The sequence below is a fragment of the Mesorhizobium sp. B2-4-14 genome, from assembly GCF_006442155.1.
Taxonomy (GTDB): Bacteria; Pseudomonadota; Alphaproteobacteria; order Rhizobiales; family Rhizobiaceae; genus Mesorhizobium.
Map to the genome: position 1 here is coordinate 104,983 of NZ_VFVA01000005.1, position 17,563 is coordinate 122,545.

The following is a 17,563-nucleotide window of genomic DNA, read 5'->3' on the forward strand; positions in this document are numbered from 1 at the left end:
TTCATGCCTGCGGCTGAATTGCGGCACGTGCGGCTGACAGCCAATGCTCATTGGCAAAACGTGCCGCCATGGCGGCGCGGTTCGAGGTCGAAATGGAAATGCAAGGCGTGGTCAGCGTCGGCGCCGGGTCCAAGCACGGTCTTGAACGGACCGCAGGCGGCCTTGCGGATTGCGTCGAGGAACTTGCCCTCCTTCTCCGGCGGGGTCAGGCCGACCTCGATTGTCCTGCCGTCCGATAGGGTGAAGCTCGCGATGTCGAGCGCGTTGCCGAAAGCGTGCTCCGACAGTTTCCCAGCGCCGTGTCGCGGCCGGCAGACGAAGGCCGATGCCTGGCCGATCGATTTCAGGTCGGCGCCGAATTCGGCTTTCGCCGCCGGCTGGACGACGTCAGCGGCAAAACGCGCCGTTGCCTCGGCCATCGGACAATTGAGTTCGGTGCCGGGGGCAATCGCGATCGACTTGCCGAGTGACTTCAGCACCAGGGGATAGGGAATCGAACAGCCGATTTCGGGATTGCTTTCCGCCTTGTGCTCCTCGAATTCGACCCCGAGCGCCTTCAGCCGTTCCCGGCAGGCAACTTGCTCCGCGGGCATCTTGTCCGCCGGCAGGTCGGCCGAGCGCGGGTCGGGAAGCATCTTCTGGTCGCCGCTATCGGCCGGCTTCTGAGGTGGTTGCGGGGCGACGTCAGGCGGCTGGGCCTCGGGCTCCTGGTCATCGGGCTTTGGTGTCGGTATTGGCGCCACGGCCGGTGGCTCCGGCTCGCTTTCCATGTTGGCTTGCGGTTCGGGGAGCGCCTGTTTCTTGTAACGGGATTTTTCTTCATTGAACTGATTGGAAGCCCCGCCGCTCTTTGGGGCCTCGGTGTTCTGTTCTTCCGTTTTCGGGCTTTTTTCCGTGTTTGGCGAGCCTGCGGGACGTTGCTCCGGCAGGGGAACATCGGCGGGCGATGGCAGCGGAGGCTGCGTCGTCTGCTGGGCGGGGCTGCGCGTGATCTGTTGCTCGCCCCTCGGTTTCGGCTGCTTGCGCCGCGATTTCCCCCGCGGCTTCAGGGGCTGGTCGACCCGCGGCGTCAGCGGCTGCTCCACTCGCGGTGAAAGCGGCTTGTAATGCCTGTGACGATGTTTGGCGTCGGCCGGCGCCGCCAGCAGAACTGTCGCCGCCATGACCATTGCGATCCGGTACCTTCGGGAAGAGCGCAGCGTTGCCATCGCTCCGAAACGGCACCGGCATGCCGAAGTTGCGTGCGCGGCCGCTTCGGGCGATCACAATCGGTTACTTCAGCGTTACGCGCCGATCGCTTCCAGCCCCTCTTCCAGCCAGTCGGCAAGCAGCGGCATGCCGAGCAGGTATTTTGCCGTGCGCCTGTTGGGGCGCTCGCGCGCCGCGGTCACGGCATCCGACCATTCCGAGGGGTCGTAGTCGCCACGCCCGACCCAGGCGAGCGCGATCAGTTCGGCGGCTTCATCGACATTGAGGTCGTTGATCAGTTCGCGCAGTTCCTCTTCGGTCAGGTTTTCCGAACTCTCCTCGGCAAGGCCGTCATGATGGTGATTGTCGTGCGTGTCGCCATCGAACTCGATCTCGTGTTCGGCACCGTCGGCATAATCCTCGTTGACGGCCGCACTCAGCGCCTTGGCCTTGAGGATGAACAGGCGCACGGTGTCGGGGCCGATCGAAAGTTCCCAGTTCTTCTCAAGCCGTTGCTGCACGGGCCGTCTCCGTGGGCTCAGTCTTCATTCGATCCGCGATGATACCGAATTTGCGCCATCCGTCACCTCATGTTCTCCAGGCCTGCTTTTCCGGGATGAAACGCGAACCACTTGGCGTTAGTGTTCTATTCTCACCCCTCCAGGAGGCTTCGATGCATAAAAGAGTGCTGATCCAGACGGCGAGCGCGCTAATCGCTCTGCAGTTTCTTGCCGTTCCGGCGTTCGCCGCGGGCGGCGACAGTTCGGGCGGCGGCCAGACTGTCACCCAGTGCAAGAAGGGCGAGGTCTGGGACAAGAAGAAGAAAAAGTGCGTCGCGCCCCAGGAAGGCATGTTGGACGACGACAGCATCTATGAAGCCGGTCACGACCTGGCGATGGCCGGGCGCTATGACGAGGCGATCTCGGTGCTCACCCTTGCCGCCAACAAGCAGGATCCGCGCATCCTCAACTATCTCGGCTATTCGCACCGTCATTCCGGCCGTGTCGCCGTAGGCCTCGGCTATTACGAAGAGGCGCTGCGCATCGACCCGAACTACACGCTGGTGCGGGAATATCTCGGCGAAGCGCATCTCCAGATCGGCGATCTGGCCGGCGCCCAGCAGCAGCTGGCGGAGATCGAGAAGCGTATCGGCAAGGGGTCGCGCGAATACGGCATGCTGGCCGAGCAGATCAACCATTTCATGCGCAGCTGACCTGGCCTCCAAGGGTCCCGAAGCGGCCGCGAGCGATCGCGGCCGCTTTTTGTCGCCACCTTGCCTCGCCGTCGCCCGGCTCGCGAAAGCGGTGACGATTTTTGCAAAACCGCTTTTTTGGGCGTGAAAAACCCGCGAAGATTGCTATATTGGGGGAAATTGCGGTGAAACGGTTCCGTTAGCCCGAGGCTGCCGGACCGTTTTCTTTTTGTACCCAACGACAAGGCTTCCCCCGAAACGCGGGGGCGGCGGCAGAAAGGTCAGGCATCATGAACAAGGTCCCGATGACAGGCGAGGGGTTCGCGTCATTGAAGGAAGAACTGCGTTGGCGCCAGCAGGAAGAGCGGCCGCGCATCATCGAGGCGATCTCTGAAGCGCGCTCGCATGGCGACCTGTCCGAAAATGCCGAATATCACGCCGCCAAGGAGGCGCAGAGCCTCAACGAGGGCCGCGTCAACGAACTCGAGGACCTGATCGCGCGCGCCGAAGTCATCGACGTCACCAAGCTCAGCGGCGACAAGGTCAAGTTCGGCGCCACCGTCGTGCTGGTCGATGAGGACACCGAGGAAAAGAAGACCTACCAGATCGTCGGCGACCAGGAAGCCGACGTGAAGTCCGGCCGCATCTCGATCTCCTCGCCGATCGCGCGGGCGCTGATCGGCAAGGAAGTCGGCGACGCCATCGAGGTCAATGCGCCAGGTGGTGCGCGCGGCTATGAGATCGTCCAGGTGCAGTTCATTTAACGAATTTGACGGCGCGGTTTCGTCCTGTCCGCGCTTCAAGCCAGGTCGGCGCTGCCCCTCATCGCCCTGCCGGGCACTTCTCCCCGTATAGTGACGGGGAGAAGGAACGCCGTCATTGATCGTTTCGCTAATCGCCAGCGTTGTAAGAAGGCCGCCAAGATTGCGGCCAGCTCTCTTCTCCCCGTTACTATACGGGGAGAAGGTGCCGGCAGGCGGATGAGGGGCTGCGCCGACCTTTTCGATTGATTCGACCGAAAAATCAATCTTCGCCGATATTTGCCTGGCTAAGCTCCATCAATCTCTCCGCCTCCGCTATCACTTCCGCTGGCGCAACACGACCGCCGGGGGCGGCCAGCAGCGTTGACGCGTAGGGTCCGCGCGGCCCCGTCAGCCCCGGCTCCGTCGCCAGGAACACCGCGACTGTCGGCAGTCCGAAGCCGCTGGCTAGATGGGTCAGCCCGGTGTCCGCACCGATGACCAGCGTCGAGCGGCCGAGGACGCCGGCGATGTCGGCGAGTGGTGATTTTGGCACGACCATCGTGGGTGGCACGGCCTTGGCGATCGCTTCGGCCACCATCTTCTCGCGCTCATTCGACCAGGTGGTGACCGGCGTCATGCCTCGTTCGACCAGCAGCCGGGCGGTTCCGATCCAGTCCACGACCGGCCATTTCTTGTCCTCTCGGCTGGTGCCGTGCAGCAGGAAGGCGGTCTTGCCTCTGATGGTGGCGATGGTGCCAGCCGGGGGCACAATGCCGGAATTGAGCGTCGCAAGATCGGGTTGGTAGCCAAGCGCCAGTCCGAACAACCGCCTTGTCCGCTCGATGGCGTGCAGGTCACGCGGCACATTATAGGTGACGTCATAGAACAGCGTGGCCGAAGGCTCTCGCGCGCTCGACCGGTCGAAGCCGGCAATCGGCGTGCTGGCCTGCCGGGCCACAAGCGCCGATTTCAGCAGGCCCTGTGCATCGATGACCAAGTCATAGCGGCATGCGCGCAAGGTGCGGCGCAGGGCGGCCGCTTCGCGCCAGGTGCCGCCATTGAACAACGCCTTGCGCCAGCGCCGGATGGCGACCGTATGGATCCTGCCGATCGCCGGATGCAGCGCCACGATGCCGGCGAACGCCTCTTCGACGCACCAGTCGAAGGATATGTCCGGCCTGACGAGGCTGGCATCCTCGACAGCCGGGAACGTGTGGATGACATCGCCCATCGACGACGTCTTGACGATGAGGACCTTCATGCCGTGGCCGGAAGTTCCAGCAGCCGGTCGGCCGCCGCCGCGACCCGCCCGACTTCCAACGTCTTCAGGCAATTGAGGTGACCGAGCGGGCAGACCTTGCGGTGGCAGGGCGAGCAGGACAGGCCTAGCCAGACCAGTTCGCGGCGCTCCGCCAGCGGCGGCGTGTTTTCAGGTGAGGTCGAACCATAGACGGCAACGATCGGCGTGCCGACAGCCGCGGCGACATGCATCAGTCCGCTGTCGTTAGAGACAGCCAGCCTAGCGGCGGCGATCAGATCGATGGCGTCCTCCAGCCGCGTCTGGCCGGCGAGGTCGACGACGCCAGGCGCGAGGGCCGCGATCTCCGCCGTCACGTCGCGGTCGTTCTTCGATCCGAACAGCGCGACTTTCAAGCCCTTGCCCATGAACTCGCGGGCAAGGCCGGCATAGCTTTCGCTCGGCCAGCGCTTGGCCGGGCCGAACTCGGCGCCGGGCATGAGGGCCACGAATTTTTGCGGCGTCAGCCCGAAACGCTCGAGCAGGACAGCCTGGTTTTGCGCATCCACGGTCAGCTGGGGCGCGCGGAAAGTGCCGCCCTGGGCGAGGCCGAAATAGGCCTGCGCGGTGCGCCGTTTCACGGCATCGGGCAGCGGCACGATGTCGGTCAGCAGCCCATAGCGCATTTCACGCAAATGGCCGAAACGGCGTGGAATGCGGGCAAAGAACGGGATCAGCGCCGATTTCCAGCTGCCCGGCAGGATATAAGCCATGTCGTAGCGGCCGCGCAGCAGGCGGCCGAAACGGCGGCGATGGGTGAATTCGAGCGCGCCGGGCTTCAGCGGAAAGTCGATCTGCTGGCGTATTTCAGGCATGCGCTTGACCAGCGGGGCGGCCCAGGCGGGCGCCAGCACATCGATCACGGCGTTGGGATGGAGCTCCTTCAGCGCCGAGAACAGGCACTGCGCCATCACCATATCGCCCACCCAGCGTGGGCCGATCACGAGGATCGTTGGGCTTTCAGCCATTCGACATAGTCTCTGACGCCAGTTTCGACGCTCCGGAATTGACCGTTATAACCGGCCGCGCGCAGACCGGACATATCAGCTTGCGTAAAGCTCTGGTAGCTGCCCTTGAGGTGGTCGGGGAATTCGATGAACTCGATCTCGCCCTTGCCCAGCGTGTCGATCACGGTTTCGGCGATGGCACGAAACGGCTGGGCGCGGCCGGTGCCGCAGTTAAAGATGCCGCTCGAGCCGCGCTTCCACAGCCACAGATTGACGTCGGCGACGTCGCCGACATGGATGAAGTCGCGGCTCTGCTCGCCCGGTCCGAAGCCACCATAGGCGCCGAACAGTTTCGGGTTCTCGCCGCGCTCGACCTGGTTGAACAGATGGAAGGCGACCGAGGCCATGGCGCCCTTGTGCGCCTCGCGTGGGCCATAGACGTTGAAGTAGCGCAGGCCCGCGACCTGCGAATGGTCAGTGTCGAAGGCGGTGCGCCTGACATAGTCGTCGAACAGTTTCTTCGAATAGGCATAGACGTTGAGCGGCCGCTCCAGCGCCGGCTCCTCGCGAAATTCGGAACCGCCGCCATAGACGGACGCGGAAGAGGCGTAGAGGAAGGGCACGCGCAGCGTCTGGCAGGCATGCAGCAGCCGCTTCGAATAGGCGTAGTTGACCTCCATCATGAACTTGCCGTTCCATTCGGTGGTGGTCGAGCAGGCGCCCTGGTGGAAGACGGCCTCGATGCGGCCGAGCGATCCGGCCTCGATGCGGGGCAGGAAATCGTCCTTGTCGAGGTAGTCGGCGATTTTGAGATCGGCGAGGTTGGCGATCTTGTGGCCGTCGGTGAGGTCGTCGACGACGACGATGTCGTCATGGCCTTCGGCGTTGAGCGCGGCGACGATGTTCGAGCCGATCATGCCGGCGCCGCCCGTGACGATGATCATGGAGGCCTCTGGTTGCTTGCGATTCCGGTCCTTATAAGGGAGGCCAGCCGGGCTGTCGACAAAGCAGGCGGTCGCTCGGGCTCGCCCGTTCAGGCTTGTCTGTTTTGTCCATTTTGTCTATTATGGGCAAAACGGAGTGTCCAATGAAACACTACCCATCGACTGATCTGAAACAGAATCTCGGCGACGTGCTCGCGGCTGCCAGCCAGCAGCCGGTCTCCATCACTCGCCACAACAAGCCGAGATACGTCCTGATGAGCATCGAGACCTACGAAGCGCGCTTCGGCACCGATAGCCGTCGTGCCTACGCGGCGGAGGATGCACCGCTGGAACATGTCGAGATGCTGGAGGGGTACGCCGCGGAACTGAACGGTGACTAAACCGGTCGCCGCGGACGTCTGGCGATATCCATATCTGTGGCATCGCCAACATGGAGACGGCCAGACCGAAGGCCGCAAGACGAGGCCCGTCGCCTTTGTCGCCGTTCTTCCCGGAAAAGCCGGAGGCACGAACCTTTTCATCCTTGCCATCACCTCCACGCAGCCGGGCCGTGATCGCATCACCGTTGGCGTTCCGGAAATTGAATGCCGCCGCGCCGGCCTTGACCCTATCCCCCTTTGGGTCATAGTCGACGAGTACAACCACGATATTCTGGAATCGTCGGCCTATTTCGAACCGGGTGCGCGTATCGGCGCATTCAGTCCGTCGTTCCACAAAAAAGTCATATCGGCTTTCATTGCGGCTGTTCGCGCAGGCCAATCCAAAGCCATCCCACGGGCTGACTGAAAGGTCTGCAATCGGACAGGGCAGGATCATAAGGGACAACAGAATGCCGTCGACCGAACTGCTCATCGCGTTTTTCGCCACCACGGCGATCTTCGCCTACATTCCCGGTCCGGCCATGCTCTACGCAGCCGCGCAGACCATGGCGCGCGGACGCTGGTCGGGACTGACGGCGGCGCTCGGCATTCATCTGGGCGGCTATGTGCACGTCTTTGCCGCTGCTGCCGGCCTGTCGGTGCTGTTCCACGCCGTGCCGCCGCTTTACATGGCGGTCAAGCTGGTCGGTGCGCTTTACCTGATCTGGCTCGGTGTCTCGCTGTTTCGCAAGCGCGGGGAGGGTGACGCGGCGTTGCCCGTCATCGAGCGCAAGTCGGCGCGCCGCGCCTTCTTCGAGAGCATCACCGTCGAGGTGCTCAATCCCAAGACCGCGATCTTCTTCATGGCGTTCCTGCCGCAGTTCATAGATGCCTCGGCGGCGTCTCCGGTCTGGCTGCAATTCGTCGTGCTCGGCACCATCGTCAACCTGATGTTCTCCTCGGCCGACATCGTCTGCGTCTTCCTGGCTGGTCTCGTGATCGGCCGGTTGCGGCGTTCGAGCCGGGCGCAGCGGCTGATGCAGCGGGCCGGCGGCGTGGTGCTGGTCGGGCTCGGCGTCCACGTTGCCCTGCAGAAGAGCTGACGCGGCGCCGCCGTTGCACTGGCTCGAATTGCGGTATATCGGCAGGCACGAACGATCGGTCCCGCCAACCGACCCCATATAGTCCAGAGACGGTTTTCCCAGCGCGCTGCCAGTGACATGATCAAGCACAATCCGCCTTCTCCCGAACCACTGCACCGCGCTATTGCGCGCTTTGGCGACGTCGCCGTGCTGGTGGTCGGCGACATCATCCTCGACCGCTTCGTCAATGGCGTCATCGAGCGGATTTCGCCGGAGGCGCCGATCCCGGTGCTGCACGGGCGCGGCGAGACCTCCGCCATGGGCGGCGCCGGCAACGTCGTGGCCAATATCGTGTCGCTTGGCGCGCGTGCCGTTCCGGTCTCGGTGATCGGCACCGACACAGCCGGCGACACCCTGGTGCGGATGCTTGGCGAACTCGGCGCCGACACGACAGGTCTGGCGCAGCAACGCGGCCGCATGACCTCGTCCAAGAGCCGCTTCAGCGCGCTCAACCAGCAGGTGCTGCGCTTCGACGAGGAAGAGATCAAGCCGCTGGACGAGGCGGAGCGGGCGGAGCTGATCCGGCATTTCCGCGCGGCACTCGCGAAGGCCGACATCGTCATCCTGTCCGACTACGGCAAGGGCATCCTGCTTGACGGCGTCGCCGCCGAACTGATCGCCATCTGCCACGAGGCCGGCAAGCCGGTGCTGGTTGATCCCAAGGGCCGCGACTATGCGCGCTATGCCGGGGCGACCGCGATCACGCCGAACCGCAAGGAGCTTAGCGAGGCCGTCGGCCATGCGGTGTTCGCCGATGACGAGATTGTCGCCGCCGCCCGCCAACTGATCTCGGCGCATGGCTTCGACTTCGTGGTGGCGACCCGCAGCGAAAAGGGAATGAGCGTGGTCGGGCCCGATGAAGCGCGCCACATCGCCACCCAGGCGCGGGAGGTGTTCGACGTTTCGGGGGCGGGCGACACGGTGATCGCGACCTTCGCGCTGGCGCTTGCCGCCGGTGCCGATCCTGTCGCCGCGGCCTCGATTGCCAATGCCGCCGGCGGCGTCGTGGTGGGCAAGCGCGGCACCGCGCGGCTGACAGTCGAGGAACTCACCGGCGCGCTGTTCCGCTCGCATGGACCGACGGCCCACAAGGATGCCATCCTCGATGCCACATCGGCCGCGCGCATGGTGGCGGTCTGGAAAGATGAGGGTCTGAGCGTCGGCTTCACCAATGGCTGTTTCGACATCCTGCATGCCGGCCATGTCAGCCTGCTGCACGCGGCGCGAAGCCAATGCGATCGGCTGGTGCTCGGCCTCAACAGCGACGCCTCGGTGCGGCGGCTGAAAGGACCGGGCCGCCCGGTCAACGACCAGCATGACCGCGCTTGCGTGCTCGCGGCCCTTGCCTCGGTCGACGCCGTCGTGGTGTTCGACGAGGATACGCCGCTGGCGCTGATCGAGGCGCTCCTTCCCGACATTCTGGTCAAGGGCGCGGACTACACGATCGACACCGTGGTCGGCGCCGATGTGGTGCGGAAGGCCGGCGGGCGCGTCGTGCTGGTCGATCTCGTCGCCGGCAAGAGCACCACCAACACTATCGGCAAGATGCGCGCCGGCGGCTCGGCAAATTGAGGGTTTCATGTCGGACTTGAACGATTATCTGGTCCGCTCGGCGGCCGCCATTACGGCCATGGTCGAGCGTGACCTGACGAGTGAGATGGAGCGCGCGGTGAGCGCCGTGGTGACGGCGCTTTCATCGGGCAAGGCATTTCTGATCGCCGGCAATGGCGGCTCGGCCAGCGATGCCATCCACATCGCCGGCGAACTGGTCGGCCGCTTCCTCAAGGAGCGCAAGGCCTACAATGTCATCGCGCTGCCGGCCAATGCGGCGGTGCTGACCGCCTGGGGCAATGATTACGGTTTCGACACGGTGTTTTCGCGCCAGGTCGAGGCGCATGGCTCGGCCGGCGGCGTGCTGCTGGCAATCTCGACCAGCGGCAATTCGCCGAGCATCCTGGCCGCCGCCGAACAGGCGCGGATGATGGACATGACGGTCGTCGGCCTGACCGGCGACACGGGCGGCAAGCTCAAGCCGCTGTGCGACATCCTGCTCAACGTACCCTCGACCTCAACGCCGATCATCCAGCAGGGGCATTTGTGCCTCTACCATCATCTTTGCGAGGTGGTCGAAGCGCGCCTCAGCAATGGCTGACGGCGGTTCAGTCTATCCGCTCGCGGAGCCAGGCCTGTGGGTCGAGCGGATTGGAGGCAGAGCCTTTTCGGCCGGTCGACCGGCGCTTTTTCTCGACCGCGACGGCACCATCAATGTCGATACCAGCTATCCAAGCGATCCGGCACAAATAGTCCTGCGGCCCGAGATGCTGCCAGTGATCCGAACGGCCAATCTTAGTAACCTTCCCGCCATCATCGTGTCCAACCAGTCCGGTATCGCTCGGGGCTATTTCGGCTGGCCGGAATTCGCTGCGGTCAATGCGCGGCTGCTGGCACTGCTCGAGGCGCACGATTGCCGGGTCGACCTTGTGCTGGCCTGTGCCTACCACTCGAGCGGTACGGGTGAACTGGCAATAGGCGATCATCCTATGCGCAAGCCTAGTCCAGGCATGCTGCTGCGCGCTCGCGATCTGTTGGACCTGGACACAAGCCGATCCATCATCGTTGGCGACAAAGCCGACGATATGGAAGCCGGACGGCGGGCCGGGCTGCACGAGGGTTGGCTGGTTGGCGGCAGGGTCAATCGAAAGACCGGTGACGGCAGTTTTGTCGCCCGGAAGCTGATGACTGGCAATGATCATCGGAGGCTTTGCGATGCAGTTGCTGAGCTTGGGAGGGCCTAAGGTTCATCCGACGAGCGCCACAAGGCCCTGTCCTTAACGCAGCGGATGGTCAAAGCCATGCGCACCGTGCCGCTTTACACAGGATCGTGGCGTTCCGAGGCTTCGTAGAGCTTGGCCTCGGTGGCGAAGGAATAGATCATCACCGACATCGAGTAGACGAAACCGTGCCGGCCGCACAGGAAGTAGCGCTTGGCCAGGTAGAATTTGAGGAAGTTGCCAAGCGGTGACAGCACCAGCCGCACCAGGCCGGGCTTCTTGCCCTTCTCGACCAGCGTGACGGCCTTCAGGCTGGAATAGGCGTTGGCCCGGGCAAGATCGTCCTCGACCGATATTTCGCGGCGATGCAGCAGGAAACCGTCCTCGATCGTGCCGGTTTCGCCCGGCACTCCGAAGGATTCATGCACCCGCGCGATGAGATCCATGATGGCGCCTTCGCGGCGGAAAAGCCGCATCAGCCTGTTGTGCAGCACCCATCGGTGCGCATAGCCGTAGCCCTTCAGCCAGTCTCGGCGGCGGATGTACCAGCCCCGGATCTTGCCGTTGGTCGATTGCGTGATGGCCACGATCGACTGCTGCAGCCGGTCGTCGACGCGCTCGTCAGGATCGATGGAAAGACACCAGGGCTGATTGGCATGATCGAGCGCGAATTGCCGCTGACGGGGAAAACCCGGCCAGTCATTGTGCAGCAGCGTTATCGGGTAGCCCTTGGCGATATAGCTTTGCACGCATTCGACGGTGCCATCCGTCGAACCGGAATCGACGATGATGATCTCGGCGCAGAAATCGATGCTTTCCAGGCACGGGCCGATCATATCGGCCTCGTCCATGCAGATGATAAGCGCCGAGACCGGGCTTGCAAATCGAGTCATGGTCCCCTTCCATGGCGGATCGTCTCGGAACAACGCTGCTTGCGCTATCTGTTCTTACGCAGTCCCGGGCGGAAAACCGTGACACATTTTTCCAGGAATTGCTTGAGAAACCAACCACGCAGCGAAGGTCGGCGGAGCGATCCAGCCTTGTACATGAGCGTCTGTCGAACACCAACGCGGCGCCGGTGTGGCGAAGGCCAGGAATTCGCGGGGGCAGGCGCGCAGGCGGTCGCCTGGCCTCACGATCGCTCGAACGAGACCAGCCCTTCATCCTTGACCCGTCGGATGGTGAGCGCGGTGCGCACCGTGTCCACATTCGGTGTCGAGGTCAGTTCCTCGATGACAAAGGTCTGGAAGGCGCCGAGGTCGCTTGCCACGCAGTGCAGCAGGAAATCGGATTCGCCCGACACCATCCAGGCATCGCGCACGATCGGCCAGCCGCGCGTGCGCTCGGCAAAGGTACGAAGCTCGGCATCGGCCTGATGGTGCAGCCCGACCAGGCAGAAGGCAACGACGTCGAGGCCAAGCGCCGGGGCATTGAGCAGCGCGCGATAGCCGCGGATGATGCCGGTTTCCTCCAGCCGCTTGACCCGGCGCAGGCAGGGCGGCGCCGAAATGCCGACCCGGTTCGAGAGCTCGACATTGGTCATGCGCCCATCCGCCTGCAACTCGCGCAGGATCTTCCAGTCGATGGCGTCGAGGTCGGCTTTCAGGGGCATGGCTGTCTCAGCTCGGCGCAAGAATCTTTCGCGATTTTGTAATTAAACGACTTTTGTGTTGGCGCCAGCCCTCATCAACGCGATTTTTGACCGGTAACGAAAGTGGCCATCGCGCGAATAACCCCACGGGCCGAAGCTTTCCGGGGACGACGGCCCGTTCGTCTTGCTGGCATGGTTGGCAACCCTTACATTAGGCGCGACATTCCATGCTATTTCCCAAGGCACACTCCCTGTCTGCCCCGCAGAGGCTTCAAATGACCACCAAGCACGCGCCCGTTCTCATCATCGGTTCCGGCCCGGCCGGCTATACGGCGGCGGTCTATGCCGCACGTGCAATGCTGAAGCCGATGCTGGTCGCCGGCCTGCAGCAGGGTGGCCAGCTGATGATCACCACCGATGTCGAGAACTATCCCGGCTTCGCCGACCCGATCCAGGGGCCGTGGCTGATGGAGCAGATGCTCAAGCAGGCCGAGCATGTCGGCACCGATATCATCAACGACATCATCACCGAGGTCGACCTCAACGTGCGGCCGTTCCGCGCCAAGGGCGATTCCGGCACGACCTACACCGCTGACGCGCTGATCATCGCCACCGGTGCGCAAGCCAAGTGGCTGGGCATTCCGACCGAACAGGACTTCATGGGTTTCGGCGTCTCGGCGTGCGCCACCTGCGACGGCTTCTTCTATCGCGGCAAGGATGTCGCCGTGGTCGGCGGCGGCAATTCAGCGGTGGAAGAGGCGCTCTATCTGTCGAACCTCGCCAAGAGCGTGACGGTCATCCACAGGCGCTCGGACTTCCGCGCCGAGCGTATCCTGCGCGAGCGGCTGCTGCAGAAGGACAATGTCCGCGTCATCTGGGACACGATCGTCGACGAGATCACCGGGCGCCCCGGCAAGGCGCCGTTGCCGCCTTCCGTCGAAGGGCTCAAGCTCAAGCATGCGGTGACCGGTGCCGAAACGCACCTCAGGGTCGATGGCGTGTTCGTGGCGATCGGCCATGCGCCGGCGGTCGAGCTGTTCGTCGGCAAGCTGAAGCAGAAGCCGAACGGCTATCTGTGGACGGCGCCGAATTCGACCCGCACCGACGTGCCCGGCGTGTTCGCGGCGGGCGACGTGACCGACGATGTCTACCGCCAGGCGGTGACGGCGGCGGGCCTCGGCTGCATGGCCGCGCTGGAGGCGGAGAAGTATCTGGCGGGCATCGAGGTGCATCGCGAGGCGGCGGAATAGGCCGTTTGTAAAATTGTTAAAAAATCAGCTTAGAAACGCCGTGTAAAAGCCTGATTTTTCACTCAGACGCCAAACAGAACGAGGGGTATCATGGCGTTGGACTGGGACAAGCTACGCGTGTTTCACGCCGCGGCGGAAGCGGGGTCGTTTACGCACGCAGCCGAGACATTGCATCTTTCACAATCGGCGATCTCGCGGCAGGTCAGCGCGCTCGAGCATGATGTCGGCGTGCCGTTGTTCAACCGCCATGCCCGCGGCCTGGTGCTGACCGAGCAGGGCGAAATGCTGTTCCGCACGGCGCATGACGTGCTGATGAAGCTCGAGACCATCAAGTCGCGTCTGACCGAGACCAAGGACCGGCCTTCCGGCGTGCTCAGAGTGACGACGACGGTGGGTCTGGGTGCCGGCTGGCTGACCGAACGCGTGCAGGAATTCATCGAACTCTATCCCGAGATCAGCCTGCAGCTGATCCTCGCCAACGAGGAACTCGACCTCACCATGCGCCAGGCCGACTGCGCCATCCGGCTGCGCCAGCCGCAGCAGCCGGACCTGATCCAGCGCCGCCTGTTCACCGTGCATTTCCACCTCTACGCGGCCCCATCCTATGTCGCCAAGTATGGCAAGCCGGCTTCGATCGCGGAGCTGAAGAGCCATCGCATCGTCACCTTCGGCGTGCCGGTGCCCTCGCATCTGTCGGAGCTGAACTGGCTGGAGACGATCGGCGATTTCGAAGGCGGCCAGCGTGTGCCGACGCTGCAGATCAACGATATCCTGTCGATCAAGCGCGCCGTGCAGGGCGGCGCCGGCATCGCCATGCTGCCCGACTATGTGATCTCCAAGGACTCAGGCCTGGTGCAGCTCCTGCCGGAAACCGAAGTGCCGTCCTTCGACACCTATTTCGCCTATCCCGACGCGATGAAGAACCAGGCGAAGCTGCATGTCTTTCGCGATTTCATCATCGCCAAGGCGCGCAGCTGGTCCTACTAGGACACGGGGGCAGCGCCGGCGGCGGTGGTCTATCCGCCCCGCCAGGGCGTCAGCCCTTCCAGCGCGAAACGGGCGAAGGCATGCAGCAGCACGCCGGTTGCCGCAACGATGAGAACGCCGCCGGCAGGGACAAAGCCAGGCATGGCTGACAATGGCAGGCCCCCAGCGATCGCAGAGCCAGGCAATAGTCCGGCGACCACGCCGGGTGCCGCGACCAGGAAGATGCCGCTGCCGGCGATCGCCGAAAAGGGGCGCATTGGATGTCCTTGCCTGGCTGCCTCAGAATTAAACGACCACTGCCTCTTTCCAGGTCATCAGGTGTTTTTCGTCATTTGCGAGCAAAGTCGTCCGGAATTGACGTTCTCAAGACGGCAATTGCCCGGTTGCGTGCTCCATTTTGACGAATCTGCTGGTCCTATTGGCACCATGAATGGGTTAGACCACAGCCTGTGTCTTTTTGCATGCGTGTGTTGCAAAATAGATGCTTGTTTCTTGGGCATGATGAGCACATATATAGATCATCTCTTGGGCGCGTTCTCCTCCCATTAGCGCCCTTGAGTGTTCCCCTCTGGAGGTTAGCCTTAACAGGCACTTCCAATCAAACTCAGCCGGATCTTCGTTGATCCGGCTTTTTTGTTGCCCGGATGCCACCATGGTGACGGAAAAGTTCGCCGGAATTGCCACGTAACAGTGTCATGTAACCTCTGGTAACATGACAAGGCCATCCTCGACCTGCTAAGTAGATGATAGGACGCGGTGTGGTTCGGACGAGAGATGGGGGCATCACTCGGACGGCCGGGCTCAGGCGGCTACCGCGTCCGAACCTTTTCCGCCGAAGATCGGCAACTGCACATGCGGCGGACCTGCCGTTTCTCCTCCCAAGAAAACGGTCCGCAAACAAAACGGCGTCCGGCCCCCCGGGCGTCGTTTTTGGTTTTGTCCCCCGAACAAAACGGATGATGCGCCAAAGCGCCTCGCATCAGAGCGACGCGCTTGAGGTCTTGTTTCATCCACGTCGCCCAAACGCTGCGCACTTTTGGGCGACGTGCATTGGATGAGAATCAGGCAGCCTTGCCGTTGGTGTTCATCGCTTCGTCAGCGAGGCGGCCGGTGAGTTCGGCCATGTGGTCGAAGGCGGCGCGATAGCTGGCCACGCCCGAGGTTGCCGAACGCAACTCGATGATCAGATCGCCGATCTCGGCCTGCGGCATGGTCGCCTCGACGACGTCCCAGCCTGGCCAGTCGGGCCGCGCGTCATAGCCGAGGATCTGGCCACGCCGCTGCGGGATCAGCGCGATGATCTTGGAAGTGGCGTCCGACGGCGTGACGATCTCCACTTTCATCACCGGCTCCAGAAGCACCGGCGAGCAGGCGGCCATGCCTTCCTTCATCGCCAGCCTCGCTGCCATCTGGAAGGCCATGTCGGACGAATCGACCGCGTGGTAGGAGCCATCCGACAGGTTGACGGCGATGTCGACGACGGGGAAGCCGAGCGGGCCGGATTTCAGATAATCGCGTATGCCCGTCTCCACAGACTGGATATAGGTCTTCGGCACGACGCCACCGGTGATGGTGTCAGTGAACTGGAAGCCGGAACCACGCGGCAGCGGCTTGATCTCGATCACCACATCGCCGAACTGGCCATGGCCGCCGGACTGCTTCTTGTGGCGGCCGCGCTGTTGCGCCGATTTGCGGATCGTCTCGCGATAGGGCACGGCCGGCGCATGGCCTTCGACCGGAATCTGGTTCTTGCCCTCCAGCCGCTCGCGCACGACGCGCAGGTGCATCTCGCCATGGCCGGACAGCACCGTCTCGGCCGAGTCCTGGTTGTGACGCAGGCTGAGCGAGGGGTCCTCCTCGGCCAGCCGCTGGATGGCGGCCGACATCTTGACCTCGTCCTTGCGCTCCTTGGGGCGCAGCGCAAAGGCAAAGACCGGCTGTGGCGGCTCGACATCGAACAGCTGTTTGGTGCCGCCCTTGGCCGAGGTCAGCGTCTGGCCGGTCTTGACGTCGTCCAGCTTCCCGAGCGCCACTGTATCGCCAGCCTTGGCGGCGGTGAGCTTGACCTGGTCCTTGCCCAGCATCTTGTAGATGCCGGAGACCTTGGCGGTGCCGCCGCCCGGCAGCCAGAGCTCCAGGCCGTCGGCGACCTGGCCGGACAGGATGCGCGACACCGACAGCTTGCCGCCATGCGGCGTGTGGATGGTCTTCATCACCTGGGCCAGTGTGGCGTTGCCATCAGGGGCACCGAGCCGCTTGCGGGTCGCCTCGATGTCGGGCGCGTCGTGGCGGATTGCCTTCAGGAGGCGCAGCACGCCATTGCCTTTCTCGGCGGTGCCGATCAGCACCGGCGTCACCACGCCGTCACGAAGATCGGCGGTCAGATCGTCGAAAACCGCGTCCTTCGGCGGCTCGATCTCCTCGAGCAACTGTTCCATCAGCTGATCGTCATGATCGGCCAGCGTCTCCAGCATGGAAAAGCGTGCCTCCAGCTCGCGCGCCTTGTCGTCGCCCGGTATCTGAGCCACCTCGCTTTCGGCATATTCGCGGTAGATGTAGGCACGCTCCAGCGCCAGATCGATCGAGCCGATGACGACGCCGTCCTTGCGCAACGGAATCTGGCGCAGCAGGAGCGGCACCGAGCTTGCCGGCTGCAGCATCTTCAGCGTGTCGCGCACGCCTGCTACCGCCTTGTCGACCTTGTTGAGGAACAGGATGCGCGGCACGCCGAGATCGTCGAGCTTGCGCATGATGAGCTGCAAGGCGGGGATCTTCTTCTCATCGGCTTCGGCCACGACCACTGCTACGTCGCAGGCGGCCAGCACCGGCTCGGCCTCGAAGGAGAATTCGATCGAGCCGGGACAATCGACGAAGGTGAACTGCTCGCCCATGAATTCGGTGGTGGCGATTGTCGCCTCGACGCTCATGGCGTGGGCGCGTGCCTCTGGCGAATGGTCTGAAACGGTGCTGCCCGAGGAAACCGGGTTCTGGCGGGGGATGGCGCCCGTGCGGGCCAATATGGCTTCTAGAAGTGTCGTCTTACCGCTTGCGAAGGGACCGACTATGGCAATGCATTTCGGTCCCGTGCGTCGTCCTCCGGCGCGATTACCCATGACTGACCTCCACTCAGGCGTTTCCCGTAGGACCGACTG

At 63.4% G+C, this 17,563-nt stretch carries 19 protein-coding genes; 10 read left to right on the plus strand and 9 right to left on the minus strand.

Annotation, left to right across the window (positions count from 1 at the left end; translation table 11 throughout):
* Nucleotides 1-47 precede the first annotated feature (47 nt).
* Nucleotides 48-1,085, minus strand: coding sequence for an extensin family protein (locus tag FJ938_RS06630; RefSeq protein WP_246673226.1), 1,038 nt, complete (start codon nucleotides 1,083-1,085; stop codon nucleotides 48-50).
* A gap of 198 nt (nucleotides 1,086-1,283) precedes the next feature.
* A complete protein-coding gene (locus tag FJ938_RS06635) occupies nucleotides 1,284-1,709 on the minus strand; it encodes a DUF3775 domain-containing protein (RefSeq protein WP_140613012.1) in 426 nt (141 codons plus the stop codon).
* A gap of 152 nt (nucleotides 1,710-1,861) precedes the next feature.
* On the opposite strand from FJ938_RS06635, the gene FJ938_RS06640 reads away from it, so the two are divergent.
* The gene (locus tag FJ938_RS06640; RefSeq protein WP_140613013.1) at nucleotides 1,862-2,401 is read left to right on the plus strand and encodes a tetratricopeptide repeat protein; all 540 of its coding nucleotides are present in this window, start codon (nucleotides 1,862-1,864) and stop codon (nucleotides 2,399-2,401) included.
* A 269-nt stretch (nucleotides 2,402-2,670) separates the two neighbouring features.
* Nucleotides 2,671-3,144: a transcription elongation factor GreA gene (gene greA / locus FJ938_RS06645; protein ID WP_008877613.1), complete on the plus strand. Its 474-nt coding sequence runs from the start codon at nucleotides 2,671-2,673 to the stop codon at nucleotides 3,142-3,144.
* 259 nt (nucleotides 3,145-3,403) lie between these two features.
* Here the strand turns inward: greA and waaC are convergent, their stop codons facing one another.
* Genes waaC through rfaD form a run of 3 tightly spaced genes read right to left on the minus strand, consistent with a single transcriptional unit; the run spans nucleotide 3,404 to nucleotide 6,311 of the window.
* On the minus strand, nucleotides 3,404-4,384 hold the full coding sequence (gene waaC, locus FJ938_RS06655; protein WP_140613106.1) for a lipopolysaccharide heptosyltransferase I: 981 nt from the start codon (nucleotides 4,382-4,384) through the stop codon (nucleotides 3,404-3,406).
* The gene (gene waaF / locus FJ938_RS06660; RefSeq protein ID WP_140613107.1) at nucleotides 4,381-5,388 is read right to left on the minus strand and encodes a lipopolysaccharide heptosyltransferase II; all 1,008 of its coding nucleotides are present in this window, start codon (nucleotides 5,386-5,388) and stop codon (nucleotides 4,381-4,383) included. The genes waaC and waaF overlap by 4 nt, the downstream gene beginning before the upstream one ends.
* Entirely contained in the window at nucleotides 5,361-6,311 is a 951-nt protein-coding gene (gene rfaD / locus FJ938_RS06665; RefSeq protein ID WP_140613108.1) for an ADP-glyceromanno-heptose 6-epimerase, read from the minus strand. Before rfaD ends, waaF begins: the two co-directional genes overlap by 28 nt.
* 143 nt (nucleotides 6,312-6,454) lie before the next feature.
* Here rfaD and FJ938_RS06670 point away from each other — a divergent pair, with 143 nt between their 5' ends.
* The 6 genes from FJ938_RS06670 (at nucleotide 6,455) to FJ938_RS06695 (ending at nucleotide 10,607) form a co-directional block, all read left to right on the plus strand.
* Nucleotides 6,455-6,691: a type II toxin-antitoxin system Phd/YefM family antitoxin gene (locus tag FJ938_RS06670; protein WP_140613109.1), complete on the plus strand. Its 237-nt coding sequence runs from the start codon at nucleotides 6,455-6,457 to the stop codon at nucleotides 6,689-6,691.
* A complete protein-coding gene (locus tag FJ938_RS06675) occupies nucleotides 6,684-7,097 on the plus strand; it encodes a hypothetical protein (protein WP_246671632.1) in 414 nt (137 codons plus the stop codon). Before FJ938_RS06670 ends, FJ938_RS06675 begins: the two co-directional genes overlap by 8 nt.
* A gap of 43 nt (nucleotides 7,098-7,140) precedes the next feature.
* A complete protein-coding gene (locus tag FJ938_RS06680) occupies nucleotides 7,141-7,773 on the plus strand; it encodes a LysE family translocator (RefSeq protein ID WP_140613110.1) in 633 nt (210 codons plus the stop codon).
* 117 nt (nucleotides 7,774-7,890) lie between these two features.
* Nucleotides 7,891-9,384: a D-glycero-beta-D-manno-heptose-7-phosphate kinase gene (gene rfaE1 / locus FJ938_RS06685; RefSeq protein ID WP_140613111.1), complete on the plus strand. Its 1,494-nt coding sequence runs from the start codon at nucleotides 7,891-7,893 to the stop codon at nucleotides 9,382-9,384.
* A 7-nt stretch (nucleotides 9,385-9,391) separates the two neighbouring features.
* Nucleotides 9,392-9,964: an SIS domain-containing protein gene (locus FJ938_RS06690; protein WP_140692264.1), complete on the plus strand. Its 573-nt coding sequence runs from the start codon at nucleotides 9,392-9,394 to the stop codon at nucleotides 9,962-9,964.
* Nucleotides 9,957-10,607: an HAD-IIIA family hydrolase gene (locus FJ938_RS06695; protein WP_140613113.1), complete on the plus strand. Its 651-nt coding sequence runs from the start codon at nucleotides 9,957-9,959 to the stop codon at nucleotides 10,605-10,607. Before FJ938_RS06690 ends, FJ938_RS06695 begins: the two co-directional genes overlap by 8 nt.
* 74 nt (nucleotides 10,608-10,681) lie before the next feature.
* Here FJ938_RS06695 and FJ938_RS06700 read toward each other — a convergent pair whose 3' ends face one another.
* Together FJ938_RS06700 and FJ938_RS06705 are read right to left on the minus strand one after the other, a co-directional pair.
* Entirely contained in the window at nucleotides 10,682-11,476 is a 795-nt protein-coding gene (locus FJ938_RS06700) for a glycosyltransferase family 2 protein (protein ID WP_140692267.1), read from the minus strand.
* Between the two features lie 239 nt (nucleotides 11,477-11,715).
* Complete coding sequence (locus FJ938_RS06705; protein WP_140613115.1) at nucleotides 11,716-12,195, minus strand: Lrp/AsnC family transcriptional regulator; 480 nt, start codon at nucleotides 12,193-12,195, stop codon at nucleotides 11,716-11,718.
* 254 nt (nucleotides 12,196-12,449) lie between these two features.
* Here FJ938_RS06705 and trxB point away from each other — a divergent pair, with 254 nt between their 5' ends.
* A complete protein-coding gene (trxB, locus tag FJ938_RS06710) occupies nucleotides 12,450-13,424 on the plus strand; it encodes a thioredoxin-disulfide reductase (protein WP_140613116.1) in 975 nt (324 codons plus the stop codon).
* A 90-nt stretch (nucleotides 13,425-13,514) separates the two neighbouring features.
* Nucleotides 13,515-14,411 carry a LysR family transcriptional regulator gene (locus FJ938_RS06715; RefSeq protein ID WP_140692270.1) on the plus strand — a complete coding sequence of 299 codons (897 nt, stop codon included), beginning with the start codon at nucleotides 13,515-13,517 and terminating at the stop codon, nucleotides 14,409-14,411.
* A 29-nt stretch (nucleotides 14,412-14,440) separates the two neighbouring features.
* Here the strand turns inward: FJ938_RS06715 and FJ938_RS06720 are convergent, their stop codons facing one another.
* Together FJ938_RS06720 and FJ938_RS06725 are read right to left on the minus strand one after the other, a co-directional pair.
* Entirely contained in the window at nucleotides 14,441-14,668 is a 228-nt protein-coding gene (locus FJ938_RS06720) for a hypothetical protein (RefSeq protein ID WP_181165765.1), read from the minus strand.
* 804 nt (nucleotides 14,669-15,472) lie between these two features.
* A complete protein-coding gene (locus tag FJ938_RS06725) occupies nucleotides 15,473-17,524 on the minus strand; it encodes an elongation factor G (RefSeq protein WP_140613118.1) in 2,052 nt (683 codons plus the stop codon).
* Nucleotides 17,525-17,563 lie beyond the last annotated feature (39 nt).

Excerpts from the sequence above, each read along its gene's own strand:
- FJ938_RS06640 (WP_140613013.1), top strand. The coding sequence starts at position 1,862 with ATGCATAAAAGAGTGCTGATCCAGACGGCGAGCGCGCTAATCGCTCTG.
- greA (WP_008877613.1), top strand. The coding sequence starts at position 2,671 with ATGAACAAGGTCCCGATGACAGGCGAGGGGTTCGCGTCATTGAAGGAA.
- waaC (WP_140613106.1), bottom strand. The coding sequence starts at position 4,384 with ATGAAGGTCCTCATCGTCAAGACGTCGTCGATGGGCGATGTCATCCAC.
- waaF (WP_140613107.1), bottom strand. The coding sequence starts at position 5,388 with ATGGCTGAAAGCCCAACGATCCTCGTGATCGGCCCACGCTGGGTGGGC.
- rfaD (WP_140613108.1), bottom strand. The coding sequence starts at position 6,311 with ATGATCATCGTCACGGGCGGCGCCGGCATGATCGGCTCGAACATCGTC.
- FJ938_RS06670 (WP_140613109.1), top strand. The coding sequence starts at position 6,455 with ATGAAACACTACCCATCGACTGATCTGAAACAGAATCTCGGCGACGTG.
- FJ938_RS06680 (WP_140613110.1), top strand. The coding sequence starts at position 7,141 with ATGCCGTCGACCGAACTGCTCATCGCGTTTTTCGCCACCACGGCGATC.
- rfaE1 (WP_140613111.1), top strand. The coding sequence starts at position 7,891 with ATGATCAAGCACAATCCGCCTTCTCCCGAACCACTGCACCGCGCTATT.
- FJ938_RS06690 (WP_140692264.1), top strand. The coding sequence starts at position 9,392 with ATGTCGGACTTGAACGATTATCTGGTCCGCTCGGCGGCCGCCATTACG.
- FJ938_RS06695 (WP_140613113.1), top strand. The coding sequence starts at position 9,957 with ATGGCTGACGGCGGTTCAGTCTATCCGCTCGCGGAGCCAGGCCTGTGG.
- FJ938_RS06700 (WP_140692267.1), bottom strand. The coding sequence starts at position 11,476 with ATGACTCGATTTGCAAGCCCGGTCTCGGCGCTTATCATCTGCATGGAC.
- FJ938_RS06705 (WP_140613115.1), bottom strand. The coding sequence starts at position 12,195 with ATGCCCCTGAAAGCCGACCTCGACGCCATCGACTGGAAGATCCTGCGC.
- trxB (WP_140613116.1), top strand. The coding sequence starts at position 12,450 with ATGACCACCAAGCACGCGCCCGTTCTCATCATCGGTTCCGGCCCGGCC.
- FJ938_RS06715 (WP_140692270.1), top strand. The coding sequence starts at position 13,515 with ATGGCGTTGGACTGGGACAAGCTACGCGTGTTTCACGCCGCGGCGGAA.
- FJ938_RS06720 (WP_181165765.1), bottom strand. The coding sequence starts at position 14,668 with ATGCGCCCCTTTTCGGCGATCGCCGGCAGCGGCATCTTCCTGGTCGCG.
- FJ938_RS06725 (WP_140613118.1), bottom strand. The coding sequence starts at position 17,524 with ATGGGTAATCGCGCCGGAGGACGACGCACGGGACCGAAATGCATTGCC.